Source organism: Corynebacterium confusum (assembly GCF_030408715.1).
In the GTDB taxonomy this organism is placed as follows: Bacteria; Actinomycetota; Actinomycetes; order Mycobacteriales; family Mycobacteriaceae; genus Corynebacterium; species Corynebacterium confusum.
The window spans coordinates 850,558-875,272 of sequence record NZ_CP047202.1 but is presented as its reverse complement, the minus strand read 5'-3'; the positions used below and the strand labels follow the sequence as shown (position 1 = coordinate 875,272).

The 24,715-nt window shown below is 65.2% G+C and carries 24 protein-coding genes; 17 read left to right on the top strand and 7 right to left on the bottom strand.

Translation table 11 applies throughout. The annotated features are described in order from the left end of the window. Positions 1 to 62: 62 nt before the first annotated feature. From glmU to ppk2, 8 genes are all read left to right on the top strand, one after another. A complete protein-coding gene (gene glmU, locus CCONF_RS04160) occupies positions 63 to 1,523 on the top strand; it encodes a bifunctional UDP-N-acetylglucosamine diphosphorylase/glucosamine-1-phosphate N-acetyltransferase GlmU (protein ID WP_290225533.1) in 1,461 nt (486 codons plus the stop codon). A 19-nt stretch (positions 1,524 to 1,542) separates the two neighbouring features. Then, positions 1,543 to 2,520: a ribose-phosphate diphosphokinase gene (locus CCONF_RS04155; protein ID WP_290225532.1), complete on the top strand. Its 978-nt coding sequence runs from the start codon at positions 1,543 to 1,545 to the stop codon at positions 2,518 to 2,520. Between the two features lie 120 nt (positions 2,521 to 2,640). Beyond that, positions 2,641 to 3,411 carry an SDR family NAD(P)-dependent oxidoreductase gene (locus CCONF_RS04150; protein WP_290225530.1) on the top strand — a complete coding sequence of 257 codons (771 nt, stop codon included), beginning with the start codon at positions 2,641 to 2,643 and terminating at the stop codon, positions 3,409 to 3,411. A gap of 53 nt (positions 3,412 to 3,464) precedes the next feature. Continuing rightward, on the top strand, positions 3,465 to 3,812 hold the full coding sequence (locus tag CCONF_RS04145) for a hypothetical protein (protein ID WP_290225528.1): 348 nt from the start codon (positions 3,465 to 3,467) through the stop codon (positions 3,810 to 3,812). A 303-nt stretch (positions 3,813 to 4,115) separates the two neighbouring features. Beyond that, positions 4,116 to 4,769, top strand: a complete 654-nt coding sequence (locus tag CCONF_RS04140) for a 50S ribosomal protein L25/general stress protein Ctc (protein WP_290225526.1) — start codon at positions 4,116 to 4,118, stop codon at positions 4,767 to 4,769. 93 nt (positions 4,770 to 4,862) lie between these two features. Further along, positions 4,863 to 5,420, top strand: coding sequence for an aminoacyl-tRNA hydrolase (gene pth, locus CCONF_RS04135; RefSeq protein ID WP_290225525.1), 558 nt, complete (start codon positions 4,863 to 4,865; stop codon positions 5,418 to 5,420). A gap of 6 nt (positions 5,421 to 5,426) precedes the next feature. Next, the gene (locus CCONF_RS04130) at positions 5,427 to 6,257 is read left to right on the top strand and encodes a fumarylacetoacetate hydrolase family protein (protein WP_290225523.1); all 831 of its coding nucleotides are present in this window, start codon (positions 5,427 to 5,429) and stop codon (positions 6,255 to 6,257) included. Between the two features lie 53 nt (positions 6,258 to 6,310). Then, complete coding sequence (gene ppk2 / locus CCONF_RS04125) at positions 6,311 to 7,180, top strand: polyphosphate kinase 2 (RefSeq protein ID WP_290225521.1); 870 nt, start codon at positions 6,311 to 6,313, stop codon at positions 7,178 to 7,180. Between the two features lie 109 nt (positions 7,181 to 7,289). Here ppk2 and CCONF_RS04120 read toward each other — a convergent pair whose 3' ends face one another. Both CCONF_RS04120 and CCONF_RS04115 read right to left on the bottom strand, forming a co-directional pair. After that, on the bottom strand, positions 7,290 to 8,750 hold the full coding sequence (locus CCONF_RS04120; protein ID WP_290225519.1) for a glyceraldehyde-3-phosphate dehydrogenase: 1,461 nt from the start codon (positions 8,748 to 8,750) through the stop codon (positions 7,290 to 7,292). 66 nt (positions 8,751 to 8,816) lie between these two features. Further along, the gene (locus tag CCONF_RS04115; RefSeq protein ID WP_290225517.1) at positions 8,817 to 9,812 is read right to left on the bottom strand and encodes a nitronate monooxygenase; all 996 of its coding nucleotides are present in this window, start codon (positions 9,810 to 9,812) and stop codon (positions 8,817 to 8,819) included. A gap of 139 nt (positions 9,813 to 9,951) precedes the next feature. Between CCONF_RS04115 and pth (CCONF_RS04110) the strand changes: the two genes are divergently transcribed. From pth (CCONF_RS04110) to CCONF_RS04100, 3 genes are read left to right on the top strand one after another with little or no spacing between them, the layout of a single operon-like run. Continuing rightward, positions 9,952 to 10,521 (top strand): aminoacyl-tRNA hydrolase, encoded by a 570-nt coding sequence (gene pth / locus CCONF_RS04110; protein ID WP_290226241.1) that lies wholly within the window; start codon positions 9,952 to 9,954, stop codon positions 10,519 to 10,521. A gap of 48 nt (positions 10,522 to 10,569) precedes the next feature. Beyond that, positions 10,570 to 11,370: an SDR family NAD(P)-dependent oxidoreductase gene (locus tag CCONF_RS04105; protein ID WP_290225515.1), complete on the top strand. Its 801-nt coding sequence runs from the start codon at positions 10,570 to 10,572 to the stop codon at positions 11,368 to 11,370. A gap of 48 nt (positions 11,371 to 11,418) precedes the next feature. After that, complete coding sequence (locus CCONF_RS04100; RefSeq protein ID WP_290225513.1) at positions 11,419 to 13,062, top strand: peptide chain release factor 3; 1,644 nt, start codon at positions 11,419 to 11,421, stop codon at positions 13,060 to 13,062. Between the two features lie 132 nt (positions 13,063 to 13,194). On the opposite strand, the gene CCONF_RS04095 is transcribed toward CCONF_RS04100, so the two are convergent. Then, positions 13,195 to 14,763, bottom strand: coding sequence for an aspartate-alanine antiporter-like transporter (locus tag CCONF_RS04095; protein WP_070769581.1), 1,569 nt, complete (start codon positions 14,761 to 14,763; stop codon positions 13,195 to 13,197). 262 nt (positions 14,764 to 15,025) lie between these two features. Then, positions 15,026 to 15,244 carry a hypothetical protein gene (locus tag CCONF_RS04090; protein WP_290225509.1) on the bottom strand — a complete coding sequence of 73 codons (219 nt, stop codon included), beginning with the start codon at positions 15,242 to 15,244 and terminating at the stop codon, positions 15,026 to 15,028. Positions 15,245 to 15,363: 119 nt separating this feature from the next. Here CCONF_RS04090 and CCONF_RS04085 point away from each other — a divergent pair, with 119 nt between their 5' ends. Continuing rightward, positions 15,364 to 15,519 (top strand): hypothetical protein, encoded by a 156-nt coding sequence (locus CCONF_RS04085; RefSeq protein ID WP_290225507.1) that lies wholly within the window; start codon positions 15,364 to 15,366, stop codon positions 15,517 to 15,519. 52 nt (positions 15,520 to 15,571) lie between these two features. Here CCONF_RS04085 and CCONF_RS04080 read toward each other — a convergent pair whose 3' ends face one another. Next, entirely contained in the window at positions 15,572 to 16,441 is an 870-nt protein-coding gene (locus CCONF_RS04080) for a patatin-like phospholipase family protein (protein ID WP_290225506.1), read from the bottom strand. 27 nt (positions 16,442 to 16,468) lie between these two features. Here CCONF_RS04080 and CCONF_RS04075 point away from each other — a divergent pair, with 27 nt between their 5' ends. After that, positions 16,469 to 16,873: a hypothetical protein gene (locus CCONF_RS04075; RefSeq protein ID WP_290225503.1), complete on the top strand. Its 405-nt coding sequence runs from the start codon at positions 16,469 to 16,471 to the stop codon at positions 16,871 to 16,873. A 31-nt stretch (positions 16,874 to 16,904) separates the two neighbouring features. Here CCONF_RS04075 and CCONF_RS04070 read toward each other — a convergent pair whose 3' ends face one another. Beyond that, the gene (locus tag CCONF_RS04070) at positions 16,905 to 17,561 is read right to left on the bottom strand and encodes a hypothetical protein (protein WP_290225502.1); all 657 of its coding nucleotides are present in this window, start codon (positions 17,559 to 17,561) and stop codon (positions 16,905 to 16,907) included. A gap of 242 nt (positions 17,562 to 17,803) precedes the next feature. Between CCONF_RS04070 and CCONF_RS04065 the strand changes: the two genes are divergently transcribed. From CCONF_RS04065 to CCONF_RS04050, 4 genes are all read left to right on the top strand, one after another. Continuing rightward, positions 17,804 to 20,506, top strand: coding sequence for an MMPL family transporter (locus CCONF_RS04065; RefSeq protein WP_290225499.1), 2,703 nt, complete (start codon positions 17,804 to 17,806; stop codon positions 20,504 to 20,506). After that, entirely contained in the window at positions 20,499 to 21,089 is a 591-nt protein-coding gene (locus CCONF_RS04060; protein WP_290225498.1) for a TetR/AcrR family transcriptional regulator, read from the top strand. Before CCONF_RS04065 ends, CCONF_RS04060 begins: the two co-directional genes overlap by 8 nt. A gap of 157 nt (positions 21,090 to 21,246) precedes the next feature. Then, positions 21,247 to 22,440 (top strand): NAD-dependent epimerase/dehydratase family protein, encoded by a 1,194-nt coding sequence (locus tag CCONF_RS04055; RefSeq protein WP_290225495.1) that lies wholly within the window; start codon positions 21,247 to 21,249, stop codon positions 22,438 to 22,440. 14 nt (positions 22,441 to 22,454) lie between these two features. Continuing rightward, positions 22,455 to 23,603: a glycosyltransferase family 4 protein gene (locus CCONF_RS04050; RefSeq protein ID WP_290225493.1), complete on the top strand. Its 1,149-nt coding sequence runs from the start codon at positions 22,455 to 22,457 to the stop codon at positions 23,601 to 23,603. Positions 23,604 to 23,619: 16 nt separating this feature from the next. On the opposite strand, the gene CCONF_RS04045 is transcribed toward CCONF_RS04050, so the two are convergent. After that, on the bottom strand, positions 23,620 to 24,666 hold the full coding sequence (locus tag CCONF_RS04045; protein ID WP_290225491.1) for a 3-hydroxyisobutyryl-CoA hydrolase: 1,047 nt from the start codon (positions 24,664 to 24,666) through the stop codon (positions 23,620 to 23,622). Between the last annotated feature and the right edge of the window lie 49 nt (positions 24,667 to 24,715).

Here is a 24,715-nt window from a genome sequence, read left to right as displayed (position 1 = left end):
TATGATGTTCAGCGAAAAACTTATTGCACTATCGCCGATTTAGAATTTGGAGAGTTCCCCACGTGGCAAGTCCGCAACCCGTAGCCGTTATCGTTCTCGCCGCCGGCGCTGGCACCCGCATGAAGTCTGCAACGCAAAAGACTTTGCACAGCATCGGCGGCCGCAGCCTGTTAGGACACAGCCTGCACGCCGCAGCAGGCTTGGAGCCCGAGCACCTCGTGGCTGTCGTCGGCCACCAGCGTGACCAGGTCTCCCCCGCCGTCGACCAGCTCGCCGAGGAGCTCGACCGGGAGATCCTGCAGGCCGTCCAGGAAGAACAAAACGGTACCGGCCACGCCGTGCAGTGCGGCCTGGAACCGCTGCCGGACTTCGACGGCACCGTCATCGTCACCAACGCCGACGTCCCGCTGCTGCGCGCCGAGACCATCGACGGCCTGTGCGCCGCGCACCAGGAGGCCGGCAACGCGGTCACCGTACTGTCGATGGAGCTAGACAATCCCGCCGGCTACGGCCGCATCGAGCGCGCCGAGGACGGCAGCGTGCAGGCCATCGTCGAGCACAAGGACGCCAGCGACGCCCAGCGCGCTATCCGGGAGGTCAACTCCGGCGTCTTCGCTTTCGACGCCGCCACGCTGCGCTCCGCCCTGACCCGCCTGGACACCAACAATGCCCAGGGCGAGCTCTACATCACCGACGTGTTGGAGATCGCCCGCGAGGACGGCCAGGCAGTCGGTGCCTTCCGCGCCCCGGACCCGGCTGAGCTGACCGGCGTCAACGACCGCATCCAGCTGGCCGCCGCCGGCCGTGAGCTCAACCGCCGCCTGGTAGAAGAGGCCATGCGCGGCGGGGCCACCGTGGTGGATCCGGAGACCACCTGGATTGGTGTCGGCGTGACCATCGGCCAAGACGTGACCATCCACCCCGGAACACAGCTGTGGGGTACTACCTCCATCGGCGACAACGCCGTGGTCGGCCCCGATACCACCCTGACCGACATGCAGGTAGGAGCCGGCGCCAGCGTCATCCGCACCCACGGCGAAGGTTCGGTCATCGGCACCGAGGCCACCGTCGGGCCGTTCACCTACATCCGCCCCGGCGTTATCCTCGGCGAAAAGGGCAAGCTCGGCAGCTTCGTCGAAGCCAAGAAGGCCCACATCGGCCCGGGCTCCAAGGTCCCGCACCTGACCTATATCGGGGACGCGACCGTCGGCCGCGAATCCAACATCGGTGCCTCCTCTGTCTTCGTCAACTACGACGGCGTCAACAAGCACCACACCACCGTGGGCGACTACGTCCGGACCGGCTCGGACACCATGTTTATTGCTCCGGTGACGGTTGGTGACGGCGTGTATTCCGGAGCGGGTACAGTAATCAAGGACGATGTTCCGGCAGGAGCACTCGTTGTCTCTGGTGGCAAGCAGCGCAACATCGAGGGCTGGGTGCAGAAGAAGCGGCCGGGTACCCCGGCGGCGGAGGCGGCAGCCCGTGCGCAAGACGAACCACATAACGGCGACCACAAATAAGAAGGGTTTTTAACTCGCTATGACTGGCAAAATCACTGGCAGCAGCAAAAACATGAAGCTGTTTTCCGGGCGCGCACACCCGGATCTGGCTGAGGCCGTAGCCAAGGAGCTCAAGACGGACCTAGTCCCCACCACCGCCCGCGACTTCGCGAACGGCGAAATCTTCATTCGCTTCGAGGAATCCGTGCGCGGTGCCGACTGCTTCGTCATGCAGTCCCACACCCAGCCGCTGAACAAGTGGCTGATGGAGCAGCTCATCATGATCGACGCGCTCAAGCGCGGTTCGGCCAAGCGCATTACCGCTATCCTGCCGTTCTACCCTTACGCGCGACAGGATAAGAAGCACCGCGGCCGCGAGCCCATCTCCGCCCGCCTGGTCGCCGACCTCCTGCAGGCCGCCGGCGCAGACCGTATTGTCTCCGTCGACCTGCACACCGACCAGATCCAAGGCTTCTTCGATGGCCCGGTCGATCACATGCACGCCATGCCGATCCTGACCGACTACATCAAGAAGACCTACCCCACGGACAACATCACCGTGGTCTCCCCGGACGCCGGCCGCGTCAAGGTCGCCGAGAAGTGGGCTCACGAGCTGGGCGACGCCCCGCTGGCCTTCGTCCACAAAACCCGCTCCACCGAGGTGGCTAACCAGACCGTGTCCAACCGCGTCGTCGGCGACGTCGAGGGCCACGACTGCATCCTGCTGGACGACATGATTGACACCGGCGGCACCATCGCCGGCGCGGTCCGCGTCCTCAAGGAGGCCGGTGCTCGCAAGGTCATCATCGCCTGCACCCACGGTGTCTTCTCCGATCCGGCGCGCGAGCGCCTGTCGGAGTGCGGCGCGGAAGAGGTCATCACGACCAATACCCTGCCGCAGTCCACCGAGGGCTGGTCCAACCTGACGGTGCTGTCTATCGCGCCGCTGCTGGCCCGCACGATCCACGAGATCTTCGAAAACGGCTCGGTTACTACCCTGTTTGAGCCGCAAGACTAAGAAAAAATCACTACCCTGGGTGCCCAAGGCAACTCCCCCGGCGTGACCGTGAGCCGGAACGCTTAAACGTTCCGGAGGTTCGCACCGGTGAGGGAGCCACGACCACAAGGAAGGACACTCATGGGTAGGTTTTCTAATTTCGACAGCCGCGTAGCCTTGGTCATCGGGGCCGGCTATGGCATCGGTGCCGCGGTGGCCGAAGAACTCAGCGAATGGGGTGCTCGCCTGGTTGTCGCGGACGAGGACTCGCAACTGCTCGGCCAGCTGGTGGAGAAGCTCCGCAGCGCCGGCGCGGAGGTAACCGGCCACGTCATGGACACCACCGTGGAGGCCGCGCACCGCGACGCCGTCGACTTGGCCGTCCAGACCTACGGCGGGCTGCACTTGGCGGTCAACTGCCCCGGCTACGGCGGCAGCGACGACCACACCGGCGAATTCGCCGTGAGCGAATGGGACCAGCTCATCGACCGCAATCTCAACGCCGTGGCCTACGGCATGCGCTACCAGCTCGAGCAGTTCATGGACCAGGAGCGGACCTCGTCGTGCTCGATTGTCAACGTCGCCTCCGTGCACGGCGCCTTCGCCTCCGCGGGCAATTCCGCCTATACCGCCGCCAACCACGGCGTGGTGGGCCTGACCAAGAGCGCCGCCCTGGAATACGGCTCCAAGGCCATCCGCATTAACTGCGTGTGCCCGGCCTATGTGCGCGGCGCCCGCCTGGCCAAGGACATGGACGATAAGGCGCTGCACCGCGTTATCAATTCCCACCCGCTGGGCCGCCTGGGCCAACCGGAAGAGGTGGCCCACCTGGTGCGTTTCCTGCTGTCCCCGGACGCGTCCTATATCACTGGCAGCGCCCACATGGTGGATGGCGGCTACACCGCTGGCTAGCATCTGCCCAGCACAGCCACTAAAGTTCTACGTTGTTGTGGAAAACTTTCAGCGTGAAAGGACTTTTTGTGAAAAAGGCTCTCATGCTGGGAATGGCGTACTTCAATTGTACTGTCGGCGCCGGCTTCGCCTCCGGCCAAGAGATGTTGCAGTACTATGCCGACTTCGGCTGGTGGGGTGTCATCGGCGCCATCATCGCGCTGGTGCTCATGCCCTTGGCGGCGATGATCGCCATGCAGTACGGGAGCTATTTCCAGGCGACGTCCCACGACCGCGTCTTTTCCAGCGTGTCCGGCAAGTTCCTGGCCCGCTTTTGGATTATTCCATCACCTTCACGCAGTTTTGCATTTCCTTCGTCATGCTGGCCGGCGCGGGCGCCAATCTCAACACAGGACGCCTAGGAGTGTGCAGAACTCAGTCGTGCATGGTGCCTCGAGGCGCCATGCACCCCGGGGCACGGAAATTGCGTCGCCGGGGCCGCGCGTGCTAGATTTCTATCTGTCTCGGCGAGGGCTGACTAACCACGCGCGTGGTGTTGGCCGTTATCGACGCGATTGATAAAACTACATTCCAAGCTTCACTTATTTAAGCCTGCGATGTGACTCGACCAAGACGTCCATCGGCAGGCTTTAGTCGTATTTATACGCCAAGTCCTTGCCGTGTGTACTTTATTTCGACCTACATTCGACTCACAAGGAGAAACAATGGCTAACGAACGCCCTGTCATCAAGGCCGAAGCCCGTACCGAGTTCGGTAAGGGTGCTGCTCGCCGCCTGCGCCGCGAGTGGAAGATCCCCGGCGTGATCTACGGCTCCAACACCGAGCCGCTCCACTTCGCCGCTGGCCTGCTGGAAATCCAGACACTGCTGCGTTACCACGGCGTCAACGCCGTTCTCGAGCTGGAGATCGACGGCCAGCAGCACCTGACCATGGTCAAGCACGTCGACCAGAACGTGCTGACCTTGGACGTTGACCACATCGACCTGCTGTCCATTAAGCGCGGCGAGAAGGTCGAGGTCGAGGTTCCGGTCACCGTCGAGGGCGAGCCGGCTCCGGGCATGATGTTCCTGCAGGACGCCGACGTCGTCATGATCGAGGCCGACGTGCTCAACATTCCGGAAGAGATCGTCGTCTCCATCGAGGGCGCCGAGGACGGTACCGTCATCACCGCTGCCGATCTGACCATGCCGGAAGGCTCCACCCTTGTCGCCGACGAGGAGACCGTCATCGTCTCCATCTCCGAGCCGGAGGTTGACACCGATCTCGAGGAGGCCGCCGAGGCTGCCGAGGAAGGTGGCGCCGACGCTGGTGCCGAGTCCGTCGACGAAGGCGAGTCCGCCTCCGACAACGAGGAGTAGTCACTCCCCTCGCTAGGGACCTTCCTGCGGGCCCTCCACGCCAAGTGCGTGGGGCGGCCCGCCTTTCTTTGCGCCTATGCCACAATGGTGAGCATGAGTGACGCTCCCCTGCTAATCGTCGGCCTGGGCAACCCGGGGCCGAAATATTCCGGCACCCGGCACAACATCGGCCACGAGGTCATCGCGGAGCTCGCCAGCTGGGCCACGCCGCAGGCCGCCAGCCTGAGCCTGAACCGGAAGACCAACGCGGAGATCGCCGAGCTGGCCCCGGGGCGCCTGGGCAACCGCCGCGTTATCCTGGCCCAACCCCGGACATTCATGAACACCTCCGGCGGGCCGGTCAAGGCGCTGGCGAATTATTTCTCCGTTCCGCCGGCGGACATCGTTATTATTCACGACGAGCTGGAACAGGACTTCGGCGCCGTGAAGCTGCGCCTAGGCGGCGGCGACCACGGGCACAACGGTCTGCGTTCGGTCACGAAGTCCCTGGGTACGAAGGACTACCAGCGCCTGTCGGTGGGCATCGGCCGCCCGCCCGGGCGCCAAGACCCCGCCAGTTTCGTGCTGGCGCGGTTTTCCAAGCGGGAGGCAACGGAGGTGCCGATTATCGCAGCCGATGCCGCGGACGAGGTGCTGCAGGCGTTAACATAGCCTTCTATGAGGCTCGCTACCCTGAGGACCCAGTACGGTACGACCACCGTCCGCGTGGACAGCGACTACACCGGCGTGGAGCTCGACCACGAGGACGTGGGCGCCCTGCTGCGCAGCGGCGACTGGCGCAAGGCCGCCCAGCTTTCCGGCGAGCCGATCGTCTTCGACCACGAGGACCTCGCCCCGGTCATCCCCCAGCCCGAAAAGATCATCTGCGTCGGACTCAACTACGCCCGCCACGTCCGGGAGATGGGCCGGCAGGCGCCGGACCAGCCCACGCTCTTCGTGAAATTCGCCGACGCCCTCACCGGGCCTTTCAGCGACGTGTCCATCCCCGGCTACGCGCAAAGCAAGCTCGACTACGAGGGCGAGCTCGCCGCGGTTATCGGCACCCGCGCGCACCGCATCGATCGCAGCCGCGCGCTGTCGCACGTGGCCGGCTACGCCATCATGAACGACTACACTCTGCGCGATTTCCAGCGCCAGACCACGCAGTTCCACGCCGGCAAATCCTTCTACCGCAGCTCCGGCTTCGGGCCGTGGCTGACCACCGCGGATGAGTGGTCGCCGTGCTCTGGCGCCCGGCTGACCACCACGGTCAACGGTGAGACCCGCCAGGACGACAACACCGACGACCTTATTTTCTCGGTCGCCGAGCTCGTCTCCTTCTGCTCGCACCTCTACCCGCTCAACCCCGGCGACGTCATCGTCACCGGCACCCCGGAGGGCGTAGGCTTCGCCCGCGACCCGCAGCAGTTCTTGGGCCACGGCGACACCGTGCGCGTGGAGATTGAGGGCCTAGGCCACATCGAAAACACCACTGTCTTCACCGATTAAAATTCATCTTTGATGGGTTTTCCCCACGGCCTTCTGGCAGCTACGATTGAGTTATGAGCAAGAAAGACGCGAAGACCACCAAGCCGCCGAAGCTGAACAAGAAGGCCTACGAGGACGAGCTCAAGCGCCTGCAGGCCGAGCTGGTCGACATGCAGCAGTGGGTCGTCGAGACCGGCGCCCGCGTGGTCATCATCATGGAAGGCCGCGACGCCGCCGGCAAGGGCTCGGCGATTAAGCGGATCACGCAGTACCTCAACCCGCGCTCCTGCCGCGTGGAGGCTCTCCCCGCCCCCACCTCCCGGGAGCGCGGCCAGTGGTACTTCCAGCGCTACATCGAGAAGCTGCCTACCGCCGGCGAGATCGTCATCTTCGACCGCTCCTGGTACAACCGCGCCGGCGTCGAGCGCGTCATGGGCTTTTGCACCGATCAGGAATACGTCCGCTTCCTGCACCAGGCCCCGATCTTCGAGCAGATGTTGGTCGAAGACGGCATCATGCTGCGCAAGTACTGGTTCTCCGTGTCCGACGAAGAACAGATCGCCCGCTTCGAGTCCCGCCGCAATGACCCGCTGCGCCGCTGGAAGCTCTCGCCCATGGACCTGCAGTCCATCACCCGCTGGGAGGACTACTCCCGCGCCAAGGACGCGATGTTCATCCACACCGACACGCCCACCGCGCCGTGGTACACGGTCGAGTCGGAGGACAAGAAGCGCTCGCGCATCAACGTCATCGCGCACCTGCTCAGCTCCATCCCCTACCAGAAGATCGAGCGCGAGATGCCGGAAGTCCCGCAGCGTCCAGCCTCCGACGGAGAGGAATACGAGCGCCCGGCCCGCGAGGAGTTCAAGTACGTCCCCGACGTCGCCGCCGCCCTCGAGCGCGGCAAGCAGGATAAGAAGAAAAAGAAGGACAAGAAGAAATAAGTCCCAGGCCACCCGCAACAGGACCTAAAAAATTCCCCGCTCGGTAGGACAGCACACCGAGCGGGGAAATGTCATTTATCCGGGAGCCCTTAACGGGCTCTAACGCGCCTTAGAGCTCGGAGGCGTGGATGCGGCTAGGCAGGACCTTCGGGCGGGCGTTGGCCAGGCGCTCGACGATGCGGATGACCTGGTTGGAGTAGCCGAACTCGTTGTCGTACCAGACGTAGAGCACCAGGTGCTTGCCGCTGGCGATGGTGGCCAGGCCGTCGACGATGCCGGCGTGGGTGGAGCCGACGAAGTCGGAGGAGACAACCTCCGGGGAGGCGATGTAGCTGATCTGCTGGCGCAGGTGGGAGCGCAGCGAGACGTCACGCAGGAAGTTGTTGACCTCGTCGCGCTCCACCTCGCGCTCCAGCTCCAGGTTCAACACGGCCATGGACACATCCGGGGTGGGAACGCGGATGGCGTTGCCGGTCAGCTTGCCCTCGAAGTCCGGGACGGCCTTGGCCACGGCCTTGGCGGCGCCGGTCTCGGTCAGGACCATGTTCAGGCCGGCGGCGCGGCCACGGCGGTCGCCCTTGTGGTAGTTGTCGATGAGGTTTTGGTCGTTGGTGAACGAGTGGGCGGTCTCCACGTGGCCGTGGGTCACACCATAGCGCTCGTTGATGACCTGCAGGACCGGGGTGATGCCGTTGGTGGTACAGGAAGCCGCGGACAGGATGTTGTCGTCCTCAGCGATGTCGCCGTCGTTGATGCCGTAGACGATGTTCTTGATGTCGCCCTTGCCCGGGGCGGTCAGCAGCACGCGGGCGATGCCCGGGGCCTCCAGATGCTGGGACAGGCCCTCGCGGTTGCGCCACGCGCCGGTGTTGTCGACCAGGATGGCGTCCTTGATGCCGTACTGGGTGTAGTCAATGGTGGCCGGGTCGGAGGCGTAGATGACCTTGATTTTGGTGCCGTTGGCCCAGATGACCTCGTTTTCCTCATCCACGGAGATAGAGCCGTTGAAGGCGCCGTGGACGGAGTCGCGGCGCAGCAGGGAGGCACGCTTGAGGATGTCGCCGTCACCCTTCTTGCGCACGACGATGGCGCGCAGGCGCACGCCGCCGTAAGCGGCCTCGCGGGCGATCAGGATGCGGGCCAGCAGGCGCCCGATGCGGCCGAAGCCGTAGAGCACGACGTCGGTACATTCCTTGTTGACGCCGGCGCCGACGACCTCAACCAGCTCCTGCTCGAGGTAGTCGCGCAGGCTGTTGTAGTTGTCCTTTTCCTCTTCGTAGCCGATGACCAAGCGCCCCACGTCGACGGAGGCAGAACCCAGGTTCATCTCGGTCAGTGCCTGGATGATCGGCAGGGTCTCGAAGGTGGACAGCTCGCGCTCCGCGATACGGCGGGCGTAGCGGTGGCTCTTAATGATGTCGATGTCGGTGACGCCCACCAGCGGGCGGCCGAAGATCGTGGTGACAACGTTGTTTTTGCGATGAAGCTGGTGGATTAGCGGCAGCATCTCCTGCGCCTTTTCGAGGCGCTCGTTCCAGTTTTCTTGCCACACGTGCGAGTTTGCGGTCACGAAATCAATCCTTTTCACGGTCCGATGGGTGTACAACCAATTCTCAACCAAAAAGTTTATCGCGTTCTAGTTCGCCTTTTGGTTAAGACGGCAGAGGATATCTTCCACACTACCCCCACGCAGCCCAGTGGCTGGTTTGCCCACTAGGCAATACGCCACCGCCTGATCCCCCGCCGCCCGCCTAGGGAGCAGAATCTGGTTGAGGTGGGGGTAGATAGCAGGGGCATCCGGGTGCTGCGCGGTGTACTCCGTCGCCAGGCCCCGGGCCACCCTGCCGCTAAAAGCGCGAGTGGCGACGGTGGGCCCGCCCTTGGAAAGCATTTCCCGGTTGGCGGGGCTCGTCCCCGCCTCATCGGCTAGGAGGAAGGCGGAGCCACAGACCGCGGCCGCTACCCCCGGCAGGTCGAGCACTCGGGCGACGTCCTGCGCGGTGCGCAGGCCCCCTGCGGCCAGCAGCGGCAAGCCCACCTGGCAGGTGCGCACCAGATCCGGCAGCGCGCGCTGGTCCGGCTCGGCGTATTCGTCCCAGATACCGCGGTGCCCGCCGGCGTCGGGTCCCTGCACGCACAACACGTCGGCCCCGGCCTCCGCGGCAGCGTGTGCCTCGGCCGGGTTGGTCACGGTCACCCAGGCCTCGCTCCCGCGGCCGTGGACGCGCGCGATCTCCGCGCCGCTGAAGGTGCCGAACATCGCCCAGACCACCCGCGGCGGGGTGGACGCGCCCAAGGCCAGGTCGAGCTTGGCGTCCCAACCGAAGCTGTAGTCGGCGGCGGCCAGCTCCACCCCTTCGGCCGCCGCCACTGCCAAGGCGGTCTGGCGCTCCTGCTCGCGCAGCGGCTGTTGGGGATGGAAGAGGTTAACCGCCCAGCGGGTGGTGCCGGTGTCCAACAACTGCTCGAGCTGCGCTTCTGCCTGCTCAAGGCTGGCCGTGCCCCACGCTAGCGTGCCCAGCGAGCCGGCCTTCGCAGCCGCCGCTACCAGCGCCGGGGTGGTAGGCCCGCCGGCCATTGGCGCCGGCAGGACGGGGCAGGTGAGTTCGTCTAGGACCGTGCTAGCTGTCATGCCTTAGAAGGATATATGCCAGACTAAAAGCGTGTCTTTTTTAGATAAACTCCTAAGCCCTTTCCGGAAGCCTTCCGCACACGGTTCTGCCCGGTCCGCGTCGTCGGGCTCTGCGCACACCGCGCCCGCGCCGGAGGACCTGCGCGCCGAGTGGCTCATCGTCGGCCTGGGCAACCCGGGCCCCAAATACGCGGCGACGCGGCACAACGTCGGTTTCATGGCTGTGGATGACCTGCTGGCGACCACCGGCGGGCTGGTCCAGCCGGTGCGCGGGCTGGCGGCCGACGCCGCCTCCTTGGACATCGACGGCACGCCGGTACTGGCCGTGCGCCCGCAAAGCTTTATGAACTTAAGCGGCGAGCCGGTCGGCGAGCTGGCCCGGCTCTTAAACGTCCCGCCGGAGCGCATTATTGTCATTCACGACGAGCTCGACCTGCCCGCCCACAAGGTACGCCTCAAGCAGGGCGGTAACGAAAACGGGCACAACGGGCTGAAGTCCCTGACCGAGCACCTGGGCACGCGGGACTACCTGCGGGTGCGCATCGGCATCGGCCGCCCGCCGAAGGGCTCGTCCATCCCCGACTATGTCCTGGGCCCGGTGGATGCAAGCCGCGGGCTGGATACGGCGATTAGCACCGCCGCCGAGGGCGCCCGACTCATCGTGGACAAGGGCCTGGCGGCCGCGCAGAATACTATCCACTCCCGCTAAGGGCGAAAGCGCCGGATCCCGGGACGGCGGCCGCGCTAATTTAAAGATATGAAAACCTTCGTCATCACCGGCGCCTCCGATGGCATCGGAGCCGCCGCTGCCCGCCTCATCCACCGCACCCGCCCCGACGATCGCATCGTCGTGGTCGGCCGCAACCCGGAGAAAACCGCGCGCGTCGCCGCGGACCTCGACGCGCCGCACCTAGTCGCGGATTTCGAGTCCCTCCGCGAGGTCCGCGAGCTAGCGGACAAGCTGGCCGAGTTCGGCCCGCTCGCGGGCCTGGCCAACAACGCCGGCGGCATCTTCGACGGACCGCTGACCACCGCGGACGGCTTCGAGCGCACCTGGCAGGTCAACGTGGTGGCCCCGTTCCTGCTGACTACCTTGCTGCGCGAGCAGATCGGTGGCGCGCCGGTGGTGCAGACCGCCTCAATTGCCAACGTCCTGCTCGCCAAGTTCGACCCCGAGGACCCGAACACCTTCCACGGTTTCAGCTCGGAGCGCGCCTACGGCAACGCGAAGCTGGGCACTATCCTGCTCACCCACTACCTGCACGAACAGGGGCTGAACTCCGTGGCCTTCCACCCCGGCGTGCTGGCCACGAATTTCTCGCGCACCGCCAACGCCCGTCTGTCCAAGGCCTACACCGGGCGTCTGGGCCGCCACTTCGGCTCGGCCGAGGACGGCGCCCGCAACCTGGCGTTCTACCTGACTGGCACGGCAGGTGTCCACTTCACCCCGGGCGAGTACTACAACAACCACCAGCGGCCCGGCCGCCAGAAGAAGGTCTCCGACGCCGAAATCAGCGCTTTGTTCAACGCCCTGGGCCAGAGGCTGTACCTCGACTAGGCACCGTGCAATTAAACGTCCCTGCTACCGGGAAGTAAACTATGCGCCATGAGTATTGCCGCTGAAGCCAACCGCCGCCGCACCTTCGCCGTTATCGCCCACCCGGATGCCGGTAAGTCCACGTTGACCGAGGCTTTGGCGCTGCACGCCCACATCATCAACGAGGCAGGTGCCGTGCACGGCAAGGCCGGCCGCAAGTCCACCGTCTCCGACTGGATGGACATGGAAAAGGACCGCGGCATCTCCGTGGCCTCCTCCGCCCTGCAGTTCGAGTACGCGCCGGAGGGCCACGAGGGCGAGCCGTACATGATCAACCTGGTGGACACCCCTGGCCACGCGGATTTCTCCGAGGACACCTACCGCGTGCTGACCGCGGTGGACGCGGCCGTCATGCTGATCGACGCCGCCAAGGGCCTCGAGCCGCAAACCCTCAAGCTCTTCCGCGTCTGTAAGGCCCGCGGCCTGCCGATCATCACCGTGATCAACAAGTGGGACCGCGTGGGCCGGGAGCCGCTGGAGCTGGTCGATGAGATCGTCAACGAGATCCAGCTGCAGCCGACGCCGCTGTACTGGCCGGTCGGCATCGCGGGCGATTTCCGCGGCCTCGCCCACGTCAACGACGACGGCGAAGCTGACGAGTACATCCACTTCATCCGCACCGCCGGCGGTTCCACCATCGCCCCGGAGGAGCACTACTCCCCCGCCGACGCCGCCGCAAAGGAGGCGGGCGTCTGGGAGACCGCCGCGGAGGAAGCCGAGCTGCTCGCCGCCGACGGCGCGGTCCACGACCAGGAAATGTTCGAGCAGTGCGTGACCAGCCCGCTGATCTTCGCCTCGGCGATGCTGAACTTCGGCGTGCACCAGATCCTGGACACGCTGTGCGCCATCGCGCCCGCCCCGCGCGAGCGCGAATCCGACCCGAAGGCCCTGGAGGCCGCTGACTCGGGCGCGTCCAGCGCGATGGACGCCGCGCGCGAGGTCACCGATGACTTCTCCGGCGTCATCTTCAAGGTCCAGGCCGGCATGGACCAAAAGCACCGCGATAACTTGGCATTCATGCGCGTGGTCTCCGGCTGCTTCGAGCGCGGCATGCAGGTCCACCACGCCCAGTCCGGGCGGTCGTTCTCCACGAAGTACGCGCTGACGGTCTTCGGCCGCACCCGCGACACGGTGGATGCCGCCTACCCGGGCGATATCGTGGGCCTAGTCAACGCCGGCTCGCTCGCCCCCGGCGACACCATCTACACCGGCCGCAAGGTGCAGTTCCGCCCGATGCCGCAGTTCGCCCCGGAAGCCTTCCGGATCCTGCGCGCGAAGTCGCTGGGCAAGTACAAGGCCTTCCGCAAGGGCCTGGATCAGCTCGCTGCCGAGGGCGTGGTCCAGATCCTGCGCAACGACGCCCGCGGCGACGCCTCCCCGGTCATGGCCGCGGTCGGCCCCATGCAGTTCGAGGTCATGCAGGCCCGCATGGAGCTGGAGTACAACGTCGAGACCGTCACCGAGCCCATCCCCTACTCCGTGGCGCGCCGCACCGACGCCGAGTCCGCCCCTGAGCTGGGCCGCCAGCGCGGCGTGGAGATCTTCACCCGCACCGACGGCGAGCTGATCGCCCTCTTCGGCGACAAGTGGAAGCTGGCCTTCATCGAGAAAGAACACCCCGAGCTGACCATGGAAACCCTGGTCGCCGACTAGGCCACCAGCCGCCCCGACAACCGGGGCCATAGACGAAGGGTGCCTGGCCGGTAATTTACCGGTCCGGCACCCTTTATTTTCTTTATTGTCTGAAAGAGCTGACTATAGCTGCAGGCTTGAAGACGAAGCCAGCTAGAACATCAGCATGAACGGAATGACCACGATCTTGACTACCTGGGCGACCACGATGGTGGAGGCGTAGCCGGTCATGATGCGGGAGTCGGTGCTGACACCGGTGGCGTAGTTGACCACGGCGGGCTGGCCGAAGATACCGGACACGCCGCCGACGGTGCGGGTCTCCGACTGGCCCAGCATGCGGCTGAACAGCGCGAAGAGGACGATGACCACGATGGTCACCAGCGCCGCCAGCACCATGGCCTTAAGCCCCACGATGGAAAACGCAGTGGAAACGAAAGCCTCGCCCGACGCCAGGCCGACCGAGGCTAGGAAGATCATCAGGCCCCACTGTTGGAAAGAAGTGTTGATAGACGACGGCACCTGCCACGGCACCCGGCGGGTGCGGTGGACCGCGCCGAGTACCAGGCCGGTAATCAGCGGGCCTAGGGCGAAGCCGAGCTCGAAGGAGGCCCCACCCGGCAGCGGGATCACGATGAGCGAAATCAGGTAGCCGATGAACAGGCCGCCGGCCACAGCCACCCAGTTCAGCTCCGCATAGGACTTGACCGAGTTACCAAAGTAGTCGCGGATATCGCCCAGGCGGTCGAACTTCACGATGAGCTCCACGGTGTCACCGGAGGCAAGGTACGTGTCATCGTTGGCCAAAAACAACTCGTCGCCGCGGCGCACGCGCAGGATGCGGCCGCCGTAGCGCTCGAAGAGGTTGAGCTCGCCGACGGTGCGGCCGGCGACGTCCTCATTGGAAATCGCCACGTCCTCGATGACTAGGCGCTTGTCCACGAACGGGGTCTGCGGCTGGCGCTTACCCAGCGCCTTGACCAGCTCGCGGGAATAAGACTTAGTCACCATCACGCGCATAATGTCGCCGGTATGGATCTCCGGCGAGTCACCGGCCACCATCACCTTGTTGCCGCGGCGGATGGTCGCGATGATGAAGTGCTCACCGAATTCCTCTTCCAAGTCCGCCATGTTGACGTCGTTCTTCGTCACGCGCACCGTGATGGCACGGAAGACTTGGTCGGCGGAGTTATCCTGGTCCTTCTTCGCCGGCCAGCTCTGTTTCAGGATGAAGGAGACCATGAGGATAGCCACGGCCACGCCCACCGGGTAGCCCAGGGAGTAGCCCACAGCCGGCAAGTCCTCGCCGGTCTGCTGCTGGGCCACGGCCAGCGAGGCCGTCGACGTCGTCGCGCCGGAGAAGACGCCTACCGCGCCCAGCGGGGAAATCCCCAGAATGCCACCGAAGCCCAGCGCGGCCCCGGCTGCCAAGATCACTGCGGCCGCAGCCGCCATCATCTGCTTAAACTGCTCAGATAATCCCTTGAAGAAACGTTCCCCGGCGGACAGGCCTTGCATGTAGATGAACAGACCCAAGCCCATTTCCTGTAACTTGCTCAGGATGGTCTCGTCTAGGTCCACGAAGGAACCGAAGGCGAGCCCCACGAACAACGTGCCGGCCGCGCCGAAGCGCAGCGGCCCGAAGGGGATCATCCCGAACAAGGTGCCGAGCACGATCATCAAGAAGATGGTCAGTAGCTCATTACCATTAAAGATTTCTAACACGTTGCTCAATTCTAAGCGGTCGGGTGCACTTCGCCAGCCGAGACCCTACCCTGACTAGGCACGTCGCTGGGTAGCACCCCTTTCAGGGGCAAGCTTTCGACGGCGCCGGCACCCACCAACTAGAGCCGCCCTAGCATTTGCCGCTGCACTATCTGGCCAGCCGAACCACAAAATATCTATCGCGTCTTACCCCTGGAGCACCCGTGTGGTGCCCTCACGCTAGTGGCCGTTTTAGGGTGCGGTGACGCGAGTAAATCTGCTCCTACCACGACGCCTTGTCACGCAGGTCTTCCTGGTGATGGTCCGATTTCTCTGCACTCGCTCCATTCCACAGAGGTGTTTCCTTGGCTGCTTCCCCTTCTACTGTGCCCGCCCAATAGGCTAGATCGGCCGGGCTTGCCATCATCATGGCTGACTGCGGCGTGGAAGGGACCACCGTCCAGCGACTGGCCACCGCCTTCCTGCTGGGCATGGCGCTCATGGCCGTGTTCTCCCTGGATATCGGCCCGGTGCGGTCCATCGCACTGTCGTCTCCGCCGCGGTTTCCGGACCGTCGGCGCCCTGCTCTTTATCCTGGCCGCCGGGTACTCAGTCCTAGCCGTGGCTGACACCAGCTCGCGCATTGCTACCGATGCCCCCACCGCCCCTCACGCAGAAGACATGGCCCCGACAGTCTCGGACTCTCTGGCCAGCCAGCTGATGAAGACCGACGTCTACCATCTATCTCCGGCGACCCCGATCCGTCAGGCACCCTAGGCCTTCGTAAAAGGAAGATTTCGGCCCCGCCGATGCCCAAACGGGGCTCAGCCTAACCGCGCAGAAATTCCTGCCAGACGGGCCATTCGCGCTCGACCTGGCGGGCACCGGCGGCAAAGTTGGCGCGTAGCTTGGCCACCGAGCGCTCCGTGGAGGAGACCTGCATGTCCTCCGGGCTAAACAGGTAGGCCTGGCCGGCCCGCTCCAGCTCCGCCAGCCGCGCGCGGGAGGCGTTGTAGCGCTCCGGGCGGGCGATGAGTGCGTCCGCGATGGCCGGGTAGCGACGGAAGAGCCCGCGCACCATGCTGGGCCGGCGCGTCTTTGGGCGGATATAGTCCCGCGGCTTGGAGCCGACGAAGAAAAATTTCTTGTACCCCGCCAGCTCGGCCTGCTCGATGGTGATCCCGCCGTGTTCGCCAAGCGCGCCGTCGACGTAGGGCGCGCCGTCGATAAAGCGCAGCGGCATCAGCAGCGGCAGGGTCGAGGAGGCGCGCACCCGTACGAAAAGATCCTCCGGGACGGTCACGTCCGCGCGCGTCCAGTAGACGGATTCCCCGGTGTCCGCGCGCGTGGCGGCCAGGTTCATCTCCGCCGGGTTTGCCTGGTAGCGCTCCCAATCGAAGCGCAGATCCTGGTCCGCGGACTTTTCGTAGATAAATTCCGCGTTGAAATAGCCCTTGCCCCGCAGAAGGGAGCCCACGCCGCCGAAGCTGGGGTTCTTGGCAAAGTCGGTGAAGGAATCCTCCGCGCGGATGGGATCCCCCGACAGGTAGTTGACCGTGTGCGACGAGCCCGCGGAGACCCCTCCGACCCAGCCGAACTGGATCTCCTGCTGGATGAAGCGCACTATGCACGCGGCGGTATAGGAGTTGCGCATCCCGCCGCCTTCGATGACGAGCGCGGTATCCGAGGCATCAATCATAATGGCCGCCATTCTACAATTAAGGCCATGGATGTGCGCAGAATCTGGTCCACACTGACCGGCCGGAAAGGCCCCTCCCTGGCCCGGGTCCGCGTTGACGTGCCGGAGCTCGCCGCCGGGCGCTTGCAGGTGACCACGGCGGAAACGCTCGTCATCGTGGATATTGACGTCAGCACCGCCGACGCGGTGCGGGAGGCGGCCGAAAACGCCCACCCGCTACTGCTTACGGCGGGCAGGCACAATGCCACCGCCGCCAACCCAGACACGGCGGTCTACCTCCTTCCGGTAAGCAAGGCCACCCTGCCGGTCCACGATCCAAAGAAGGGCTGGCTTATCCCCTTGTCCGACCAGGAGCGCCGCACGGTTGCGGAGAAGCTGACCGGTCCGGGCGAGTGTGAAGTCTCCGAGCGTCTAGCCTTCGTGGTGGATTAAGGGCTGTGATGGGTTTGTGGTGGGTTAAGGCCTAGAGCATCGCGAAGCCGATGATGGCCAGGATGGCGGCCACCACGTAGCTGCCGACCTTGCTGACTGTCTCCTTGTTTTCCCGGGCCTGGGCGAAAAGCCGCCCGGCCGCCGAGTTGGGTTTGCGCCGCACGAGCCCGACGAAAACTGCCACCGCGATGGGCAGCGAGAGAGCGAAGGTCGCGTAGAGGAAAAGCCCGCCGTAGCGGATGCCCGCGCTGTAGTCCCCGGCGGCCAAGTAGATGAGCCCGGCGAAGAAGGCGCCGGAGGTAATCGACTGCGCCACGCCCAGGATAAAGCCGGTCAAAAACGTCAGCGGGCTGGGGTTTTGCAGGGGTCGCAGGAGCTTGCTCACCATCTCGTTGGACTCTCCCCCGCGGTGGCGCCAGGTCATCACCGCGGCGGCCAGGCCCAACACGATAAGCAGCACGCCCAGGATGGGGGTGTCCAGGAAGCCCTCGACGTAGGCCTTGAGCTGGTCCAGCACGAACATGGTCAACACCGATAGGGCGAAGACCCCGAACCAGTCGCCAAAGATCAGAAGCGGCACGATCCGGCGGTACTTGCCGCGCTCGAGCATCACGCCCAGCGCCGTGACCACGCCAATGAGCAAGGCATTGACGGAGTCCAGGAAGGCGAAACTAGCGGCGTGCAGCATGGGCGCAATCTTACCGCCTAGACCCCGCACGTCCGAAGCTCACCCAAGTTGCACACTCTCTGCAAGTTTGCGTACACTATGCAATATTTCCGAGGGTGCGCACGTTTAGGCACGCGTCCCCGGAATCCTTCTTTCATTTCCTCCCCTCCCCGCCGCGTGGGCGACTTCCGCGGCGGGAAGCGGGCCGACGTCCAACTTTTCTCGTTTGACCATTCTTCTAAGCAAGAAAGAAAGCACGCTTTATGTCTAAATACCTCTACCGGCTGGGCAGCTGGTCGTACCGGAAGGTCTGGCCTTTCCTGGCCTTCTGGCTCGTCCTGCTGGTCGCCATGGCCGGCCTGACCGCGGGCTTCGCTAAAGAGCCGAATCCGAACTTCTCCATGCCGGACATGGATTCCACCGTCACCCAAGACAAGATGAACGAGCGCTTCGGCAACGACTCGGATGCCATGAGTGAGCCCACCGGCAACGTGGTCATCCAGGCGCCGGAGGGCAAGTCCCTGGACGATCCGGCCGTGATGGGCGAGGTCGACAAGCTCGTCGATGAGCTCAAGGCCACCGATGTCCTGACCGACACGGACCAGATGGTCAACCCGGTGCTGGCCGCCGGCGGCATGCAGAAGCAGATGGGCGAGCAGATGGCCGCCCAGGGCATGCCCCAGGAACAGATCCAGTCCAACCTCAAGGCCTTGTCCCCGCTGAGCGAGGACAAGACCACCGGCACTTTGACCATCACCTTCGACGCGCCCGAGGTCATGGAGATCGACGCGGCCGACCGCGAGGCGGTCACCGACGTCATGGGCGACTACGACTCCGGAGACCTGACGGTCAAGTACAGCGGCAATGCCTTCTCCGCCGCCGGGCAAGAGATGAACATGACCGCCGAGCTCATTGGTATGGCCGTGGCCGCCATCGTGCTACTGATTACCTTCGGCTCCTTCGTGGCCGCCGGCATGCCGCTTATCTCCGCGGTCATCGGCGTCGGCGTGGGCCTGCTGGGAGTGCAGCTGGGCACCATCTTCACCGACACCATCTCGGATATGACCCCGATGCTGGCCTCCATGATCGGCCTGGCCGTGGGCATCGACTACGCCCTGTTCATTGTCAACCGCTACCGCAACGAGCTCATCACCTCCTCCGGGCTGAACAACCTGAGCCCGAAGGAACTGGCCCAAGAGCTCAAGAAGATGGACAAGAAGACCCGCGCCCACTCCATGGGCATGGCGCTGGGCACCGCCGGCTCCTCCGTGGTCTTCGCCGGCACCACCGTGGTCATCGCCCTGGTCGCACTGACCATGATCGGCATCCCCTTCCTGGGCACCATGGCCATCGCCGCCGCGGCCACCGTGGCCATCGCCGTGCTGGTCGCCCTGACCTTCATCCCGGCCCTGCTGGGCCTGCTGGGCACCAAGATCTTCGCCGGCCGCGTGCCAGGACCGAAGGTTCCGGACCCAGAGGACGAGAAGCCCACCATGGGGCTCAAGTGGGTCCGCCAGATCCGCGCGCGCCCGGTTACCAACCTGGTCGCCGGTATTGTCCTGCTGGGCATCCTGGCCATCCCGGCCGCCAACCTGTCCCTGGCCATGCCGACGGACGGCTCGGCCAAGTTGGGCAGCCCGCAGCGCGATGCCTACGAAATCACCGCCGACGCCTTCGGCGAGGGCCGCAACGCCCCGATGGTCGCCTACGTCGACGTCGCTGGTGTGAGCGAGCAAGAGCGGATGCCGGCCTTCCAACAGCTGCTGGCCGACTTCAACGGCACCGAGGGCGTCGAAAACGCCCAGATCGTCCAGACGACGGACAACCTGGACGCCGCCCAGGTGCTCATCACCCCGACCACGGGGGCTACCGATGAGGCCACCACGGACACCCTGAACGCGCTGCGCTCCTACCAGTCCGGCTTCACTGAGGAGACCGGCGGCGAATACGGCATCACCGGCGTGACCCCAATCTTCGACGACATCTCGGAGCGACTCACGGAAATCCTCGTCCCGTACATCGCTGTGGTCCTGGGCCTGGCGTTCATCGTCCTGCTGCTGGTCTTCCGCTCCATCTGGGTCCCGCTCATCGCCGCGCTCGGCTTCGCGGGCTCGATGGCCGCCGCCTTCGGCATCACCGTGGCCATCTTCCAGGAGGGCCGCTTCGGCATCATCGACGATCCGCAGCCGCTGCTGTCCTTCCTGCCGATCATGCTCATTGGCCTGACCTTCGGTCTGGCCATGGACTACCAGGTCTTCCTGGTCACCCGCATGCGCGAGGGCTACGTCCACGGCAAGACCGCGGGGAATGCGACCTCCAACGGTTTCAAGCACGGCGCCCGCGTGGTCACCGCCGCCGCCCTGATCATGATTTCGGTCTTCGCCGCCTTCATGCTCATGGACGAGCCCTTCATTAAGACCATGGGCTTCGCCCTGGCCATCGGCGTGGCTATCGATGCCTTCGTGGTCCGCATGACCATTATCCCGGCCACCATGTTCCTGCTGGGCGACAAGGCCTGGTGGATCCCCAAGTGGCTGGACAAGGCCCTGCCGAACATGGATATCGAGGGCGAGGCGCTCACCGCCAACCGCGTGGCCCTGATGGACGGCGGCGAACCCGACCAGGCCCGCACCCCGGCCGCCGGAACCACGGCAGCTGCCGGCGGCGCGGCCACGGCCACCGCTGCGGCCACCGCTACCGAAACCTCAACCGGCAACGCCGACGCGGGAGCGGAGCAGCGCCGCGCCACCTACGCGGACTTCCACCCGGAGCACGGCGGCTACGCCGCCCACGTGGTGGCAGCCCGGCGCGCCGGCGACTACGCCGTGTCCGGCCCGGCCACCCCGGCGCGGAGCGGCGACGATAAGGAATCCGAAACTGGCGCCCGGGTGCAGCGAAGCGATAACCTTTCGGGCAAGGCTTCCTGGTGGACCAAGCTCAAGAAAGCACTGACTGGCAATGAGTAATCTCCGAGAAACGAAAAAACGCGCTACCCGGCAGGCGATAGCGGATGCGGCTGGCCGCATCTACCTAGCCGAAGGCGCCGAGGCGCTCACGGTTTCTCACGTGGCGGAGGAGGCGGGCATTTCCGCCCGCACCTTCCACAACTATTACTCCAGCGTGAACGAGTGCCTGTGCCAGTTCGCCCTCGACGCGGTTAGCCTCATCGTCGACAAGGTGGACGAGTACCCGGCGCAGGCCAGCACGACCGAAATCTTCGAGGACATCGTTCGCGACGGTTTCCGCCGGACCGCCCCGGAGCTGCATTCGGTGACGTCCTTTTTCATGGTCATGGACTACCTGGAGAAGACCTCCTGTGCCGATGTGAAGCGCGACGAGGCCGAGCGCGTGGCGGAGAAGATCCGCGAAGTCTTTGCCCGCCGCAGCCCCGAGCGCGACGAGTTCGACACGGAGGTCGTCCTGCACGCCTGCGCCGCGGCCAGCGCGTCGGCGACCAAGGCCTTTTTCGCCCTGCCTGAGCCGCGCGATCCGGCCCAGGGCGAGGAACTAGCCGGCCGCGCCTTCGCTACTCTGCGTTCCATCACCTAGCCGGGGCCAAGTCCCGAGCGTCACAGGCCGCTCGGGCAAATATTCACTGAAGGTTTACCCTGATCCAGCGCCGTACGCGTTGGATCAGGGTAAAATTCATGTCTAGGCCTTTTTCAGGTTTTCCTTATTCGCGATCGTTTTATTGGAGTATCACACAGTGAAGGTAGCCATTCTGGGCGGGGACGGATTCTGCGGTTGGCCCGCAGCCCTCTACCTGTCCGACCAGGGCCACGACGTGCACATCGTTGACGACCTCTCCCGGCGCGCCATTGACGCCGAGCTCGAAGCCGAATCGCTCACCCCGATCCGCAGCATCGACGAGCGGTTGGAGGCCTGGAAGGAAGTCTCCGGCAAGACCATCGGCTTTCACCGCATTGACGTCGCCCACGACTACGCGGGGCTGCTGGAGTTCATCAACACCGAGCACCCGGACGCCGTCGTCCACTTCGCCGAGCAGCGCGCCGCGCCGTATTCGATGAAGAACTCGCGGAACAAGCGCTACACGGTGGACAACAACATCAATGCCACGCACAACCTGCTGACTGCGGTGGTCGAGTCCGGCCAGGACATCCACGTCGCCCACCTGGGCACCATGGGGGTTTACGGCTACGGCACCGCCGGCATGGAGATCCCGGAAGGCTACCTGGACGTCAAGGTGGAGGTCCCGGGCTCGGAGCCGGTCGAGCAGTCCATCCTCTACCCGTCCAATCCGGGCTCGGTTTACCACATGACCAAGGTGCTGGACCAGCACCTTTTCGCCTACTACGCGAAGAACGACGAGCTGCGCATTACCGATCTCCACCAGGGCATCATCTGGGGCACGCACACCGAGCAGACCCGCCGGGACGAGCGGCTGATTAACCGCTTCGACTACGACGGCGACTACGGCACCGTGCTCAACCGCTTCTTGGTCCAGGCCGGCGTCGGCTACCCCCTGACAGTCCACGGCACCGGCGGGCAGACCCGCGCGTTCATCCACATCCGCGACATGGTCCGCTGCATTGAGCTGGCCCTGAACAATCCGCCGCAGCGGGGCGAGCGAGTCAAGATCATCAACCAGATGACCGAGACCCACCGCGTGCGCGACCTGGCGGAGCTGGTCGCGAAGTTCTCCGGCGCGCAGGTCGCCTACGTGCCGAACCCACGCAAGGAGTCCGCCGAGAACGAGCTGCACGTCTCCAACGACACCTTCCTGCGCCTGGGCCTTGAGCCCACCACCCTGTCCGAGGGGCTGCTGCAGGAGGTCGAGGACGTCGCGCGCAAGTACTGCGACCGCGTGGACCGGTCCAAGATCCCGGCGCGCTCCCTGTGGACCGCCCAGCAGTCCGCCGGCGTTCCCGAGAACGAATAGGGCGAGCAGCTACCGTGCGCATTGCCATCTTCACGGAAGTCTTCCTGCCCAAAATCGACGGGGTCGTCACCCGGCTGACCCACACCTTGCGGCAGCTGCACGCCGCCGGGCACGAGGTCTTAGTATTCGCCCCCGGTAACCCGCCGGCCGCCTACGCCGGCTTCGAGGTCGTCTCCATCCCCTCGCTGTCCCTGTGGCCGGTCTACCCCGAGCTGAAATGGGGCCTGCCAGATCCGCGAGTGCTGTATCGCCTGCGGCGCTTCGATGCCGACGTCGTGCACGTGGTCAACCCCATCTGGACCGCGGCCCTGGGTGTGTGGGCGGCGCGCCGCGAGGCCCTGCCCCTGGTGGGTAGCTTCCACACGAACCTGCCGGAATACGTAGATGCCTTAGGCATCGGCTGGGCCCGGCCCACCACGGAGGCGGCGTTGCGCTACCTGCACAACCAGGCGGTAGAAAACCTCTGTACCTCAGACCCCATGGTCGAGCGCGCCCAAGAACTGGGCATCAACAACGTCTCGCTGTGGCCCAAGGCCGTCGACACGGACAACTACTACCCGCAGCGCTACAGCGAGCAGATGCGTTCCCGCCTGACCGACGGGCACCCAGAGGCCCCGCTGGTCACCTACGTGGGGCGCGTGTCCAAGGAAAAGGACTTGGACCGGCTGCCCGGCATCATGGCGCGCCTGCGCGAGCGCGTGCCCGGCGCGCGCCTGGCGGTGGTCGGCGCCGGCCCGTACTCCGAGCAGCTATCGGCCCAGTTCAGCCCCGACGAGGCGGTCTTTACCGGTTACCTGTCCGGCGACGAGCTGGCCGCGGCCTTCGCCTGCGGCGACGTCTTCTGCTTCCCCTCCCGGACCGAGACCCTGGGACTAGTCGCCCTCGAGTCCTTCGCCTCCGGCGTGCCGGTGGTAGGCACCCGTGCGGGCGGGATCCCCTTTGTCATCGACGATGGGAAGACCGGCCTGCTCGTCGACGAGGACGCCTCCGATAGCGCGTGGGCCAAAGCCCTGGCGGGCGTGCTAGGCGATGCCGAACGCCGCGCTGCGCTGGGCACGGCCGCGCGCGCCGAGGCCGAGCGGTGGTCCTGGGAGGCGGCCACCCGCTCCCTCGTCGAGACCTACCAGTGGGCCATCGACGGCCCGCTCTACCGGCCCGCTTAGGCTTAACGCCGCGTGTCTACACGCTGCCCAGCGCCGCGCGGATGCCTTCCACGTCGACGTCGCTTATAGCAGCCGGCGTGAAGGTCGCGTCCTGGGTCTTGTCGACTAGCACCGCGCGCACACCCTCGCGGAAGTCGGGCAGCCCGCGCAGGTATTTCCCGAGCGCGTTTTCCATGGCAAGCGCGTCGTCGACGCTGTCGGCGCGCTCCTCGGCCGCCAGGAGTTCGGCCGCGGCCACCAGCGAGGTCGGGCTGGCGGCCTGGGTAAGCTCCGCGACCTTGCGGGCTAGATCCTCGTTGCCGGCCTGGGGCAGCCGATTAGAGATTTCCTCCCACGTCGGCGCGCTAAAGACCGCTTCAATGTCGTCGATGATTTCTGCCAGCGGGGCCGCCTCGCCCGGCTGGGTGTAGTGCTCGCCCAGCGCGGAATCGATCCCGCGCTCGACGATGTCTTTCTCCACGGCCTCGGCGTCCTTGACATAGTGGGTGGCCAGGCCGGAGTAGAGCAGATCGGCGGCATACATGCGGTAGCCGGTCAGCGCCCAGAACTTCGCCAGCGCCGGCGAGGACTTCCCGCGCGTGCCCACCACCCGCTGGGCGGCAAAACCCGCCCCGACGTCGGTGACGTAGCCGATGTTCATCTCCGGCATGGACGCGAACGTCTTGTCCGTGACAATGCGGTGGCTACCGTGCACGGAGATCCCTACTCCTCCGCCCATGACGATTCCGTCGAGGAGCGCGATGACTGGCTTCGGGTAGTGCGCGAGCTGGGCGTTCATGGCGTACTCGTCCTCGAAGAACTGATCGACCTCGGCAACCTTGCCGTCCAGCAGGCCCTCCCGCGCCGCGCGCACGTCGCCGCCGGCGCAGTAGGCCTTCGGGCTGCGGGAGACAAAAAGCACCTGCTCGATGGCGTCGTCGTCGCGCCACTGGTTCAGGCCCTCGACAATCTTGTCGACCATCTCCGGGTTGAGGGAATTCAAGGCCTTGGGCCGGTTGAGCTCCACCACTCCGGTACTGTTGCGGACGTCAAGAATTACTGCGGCATCGTTGTTTTCAGTCATGGTATCCAGTATTCCACGTCACACAGCGGCGCCGCAGCCCCACACTTCA

Coding starts and splice junctions, on each gene's coding strand:
- CCONF_RS04070 (WP_290225502.1), bottom strand. CDS start 17,561: ATGCTGCACGCCGCTAGTTTCGCCTTCCTGGACTCCGTCAATGCCTTG.
- CCONF_RS04140 (WP_290225526.1), top strand. CDS start 4,116: ATGGCTAACGAACGCCCTGTCATCAAGGCCGAAGCCCGTACCGAGTTC.
- CCONF_RS04060 (WP_290225498.1), top strand. CDS start 20,499: ATGAGTAATCTCCGAGAAACGAAAAAACGCGCTACCCGGCAGGCGATA.
- CCONF_RS04130 (WP_290225523.1), top strand. CDS start 5,427: ATGAGGCTCGCTACCCTGAGGACCCAGTACGGTACGACCACCGTCCGC.
- CCONF_RS04150 (WP_290225530.1), top strand. CDS start 2,641: ATGGGTAGGTTTTCTAATTTCGACAGCCGCGTAGCCTTGGTCATCGGG.
- CCONF_RS04045 (WP_290225491.1), bottom strand. CDS start 24,666: ATGACTGAAAACAACGATGCCGCAGTAATTCTTGACGTCCGCAACAGT.
- CCONF_RS04155 (WP_290225532.1), top strand. CDS start 1,543: ATGACTGGCAAAATCACTGGCAGCAGCAAAAACATGAAGCTGTTTTCC.
- CCONF_RS04115 (WP_290225517.1), bottom strand. CDS start 9,812: ATGACAGCTAGCACGGTCCTAGACGAACTCACCTGCCCCGTCCTGCCG.
- CCONF_RS04065 (WP_290225499.1), top strand. CDS start 17,804: ATGTCTAAATACCTCTACCGGCTGGGCAGCTGGTCGTACCGGAAGGTC.
- CCONF_RS04100 (WP_290225513.1), top strand. CDS start 11,419: ATGAGTATTGCCGCTGAAGCCAACCGCCGCCGCACCTTCGCCGTTATC.
- ppk2 (WP_290225521.1), top strand. CDS start 6,311: ATGAGCAAGAAAGACGCGAAGACCACCAAGCCGCCGAAGCTGAACAAG.
- CCONF_RS04080 (WP_290225506.1), bottom strand. CDS start 16,441: ATGATTGATGCCTCGGATACCGCGCTCGTCATCGAAGGCGGCGGGATG.
- CCONF_RS04090 (WP_290225509.1), bottom strand. CDS start 15,244: ATGAGCGCCATGCCCAGCAGGAAGGCGGTGGCCAGTCGCTGGACGGTG.
- CCONF_RS04105 (WP_290225515.1), top strand. CDS start 10,570: ATGAAAACCTTCGTCATCACCGGCGCCTCCGATGGCATCGGAGCCGCC.
- pth (WP_290225525.1), top strand. CDS start 4,863: ATGAGTGACGCTCCCCTGCTAATCGTCGGCCTGGGCAACCCGGGGCCG.
- CCONF_RS04075 (WP_290225503.1), top strand. CDS start 16,469: ATGGATGTGCGCAGAATCTGGTCCACACTGACCGGCCGGAAAGGCCCC.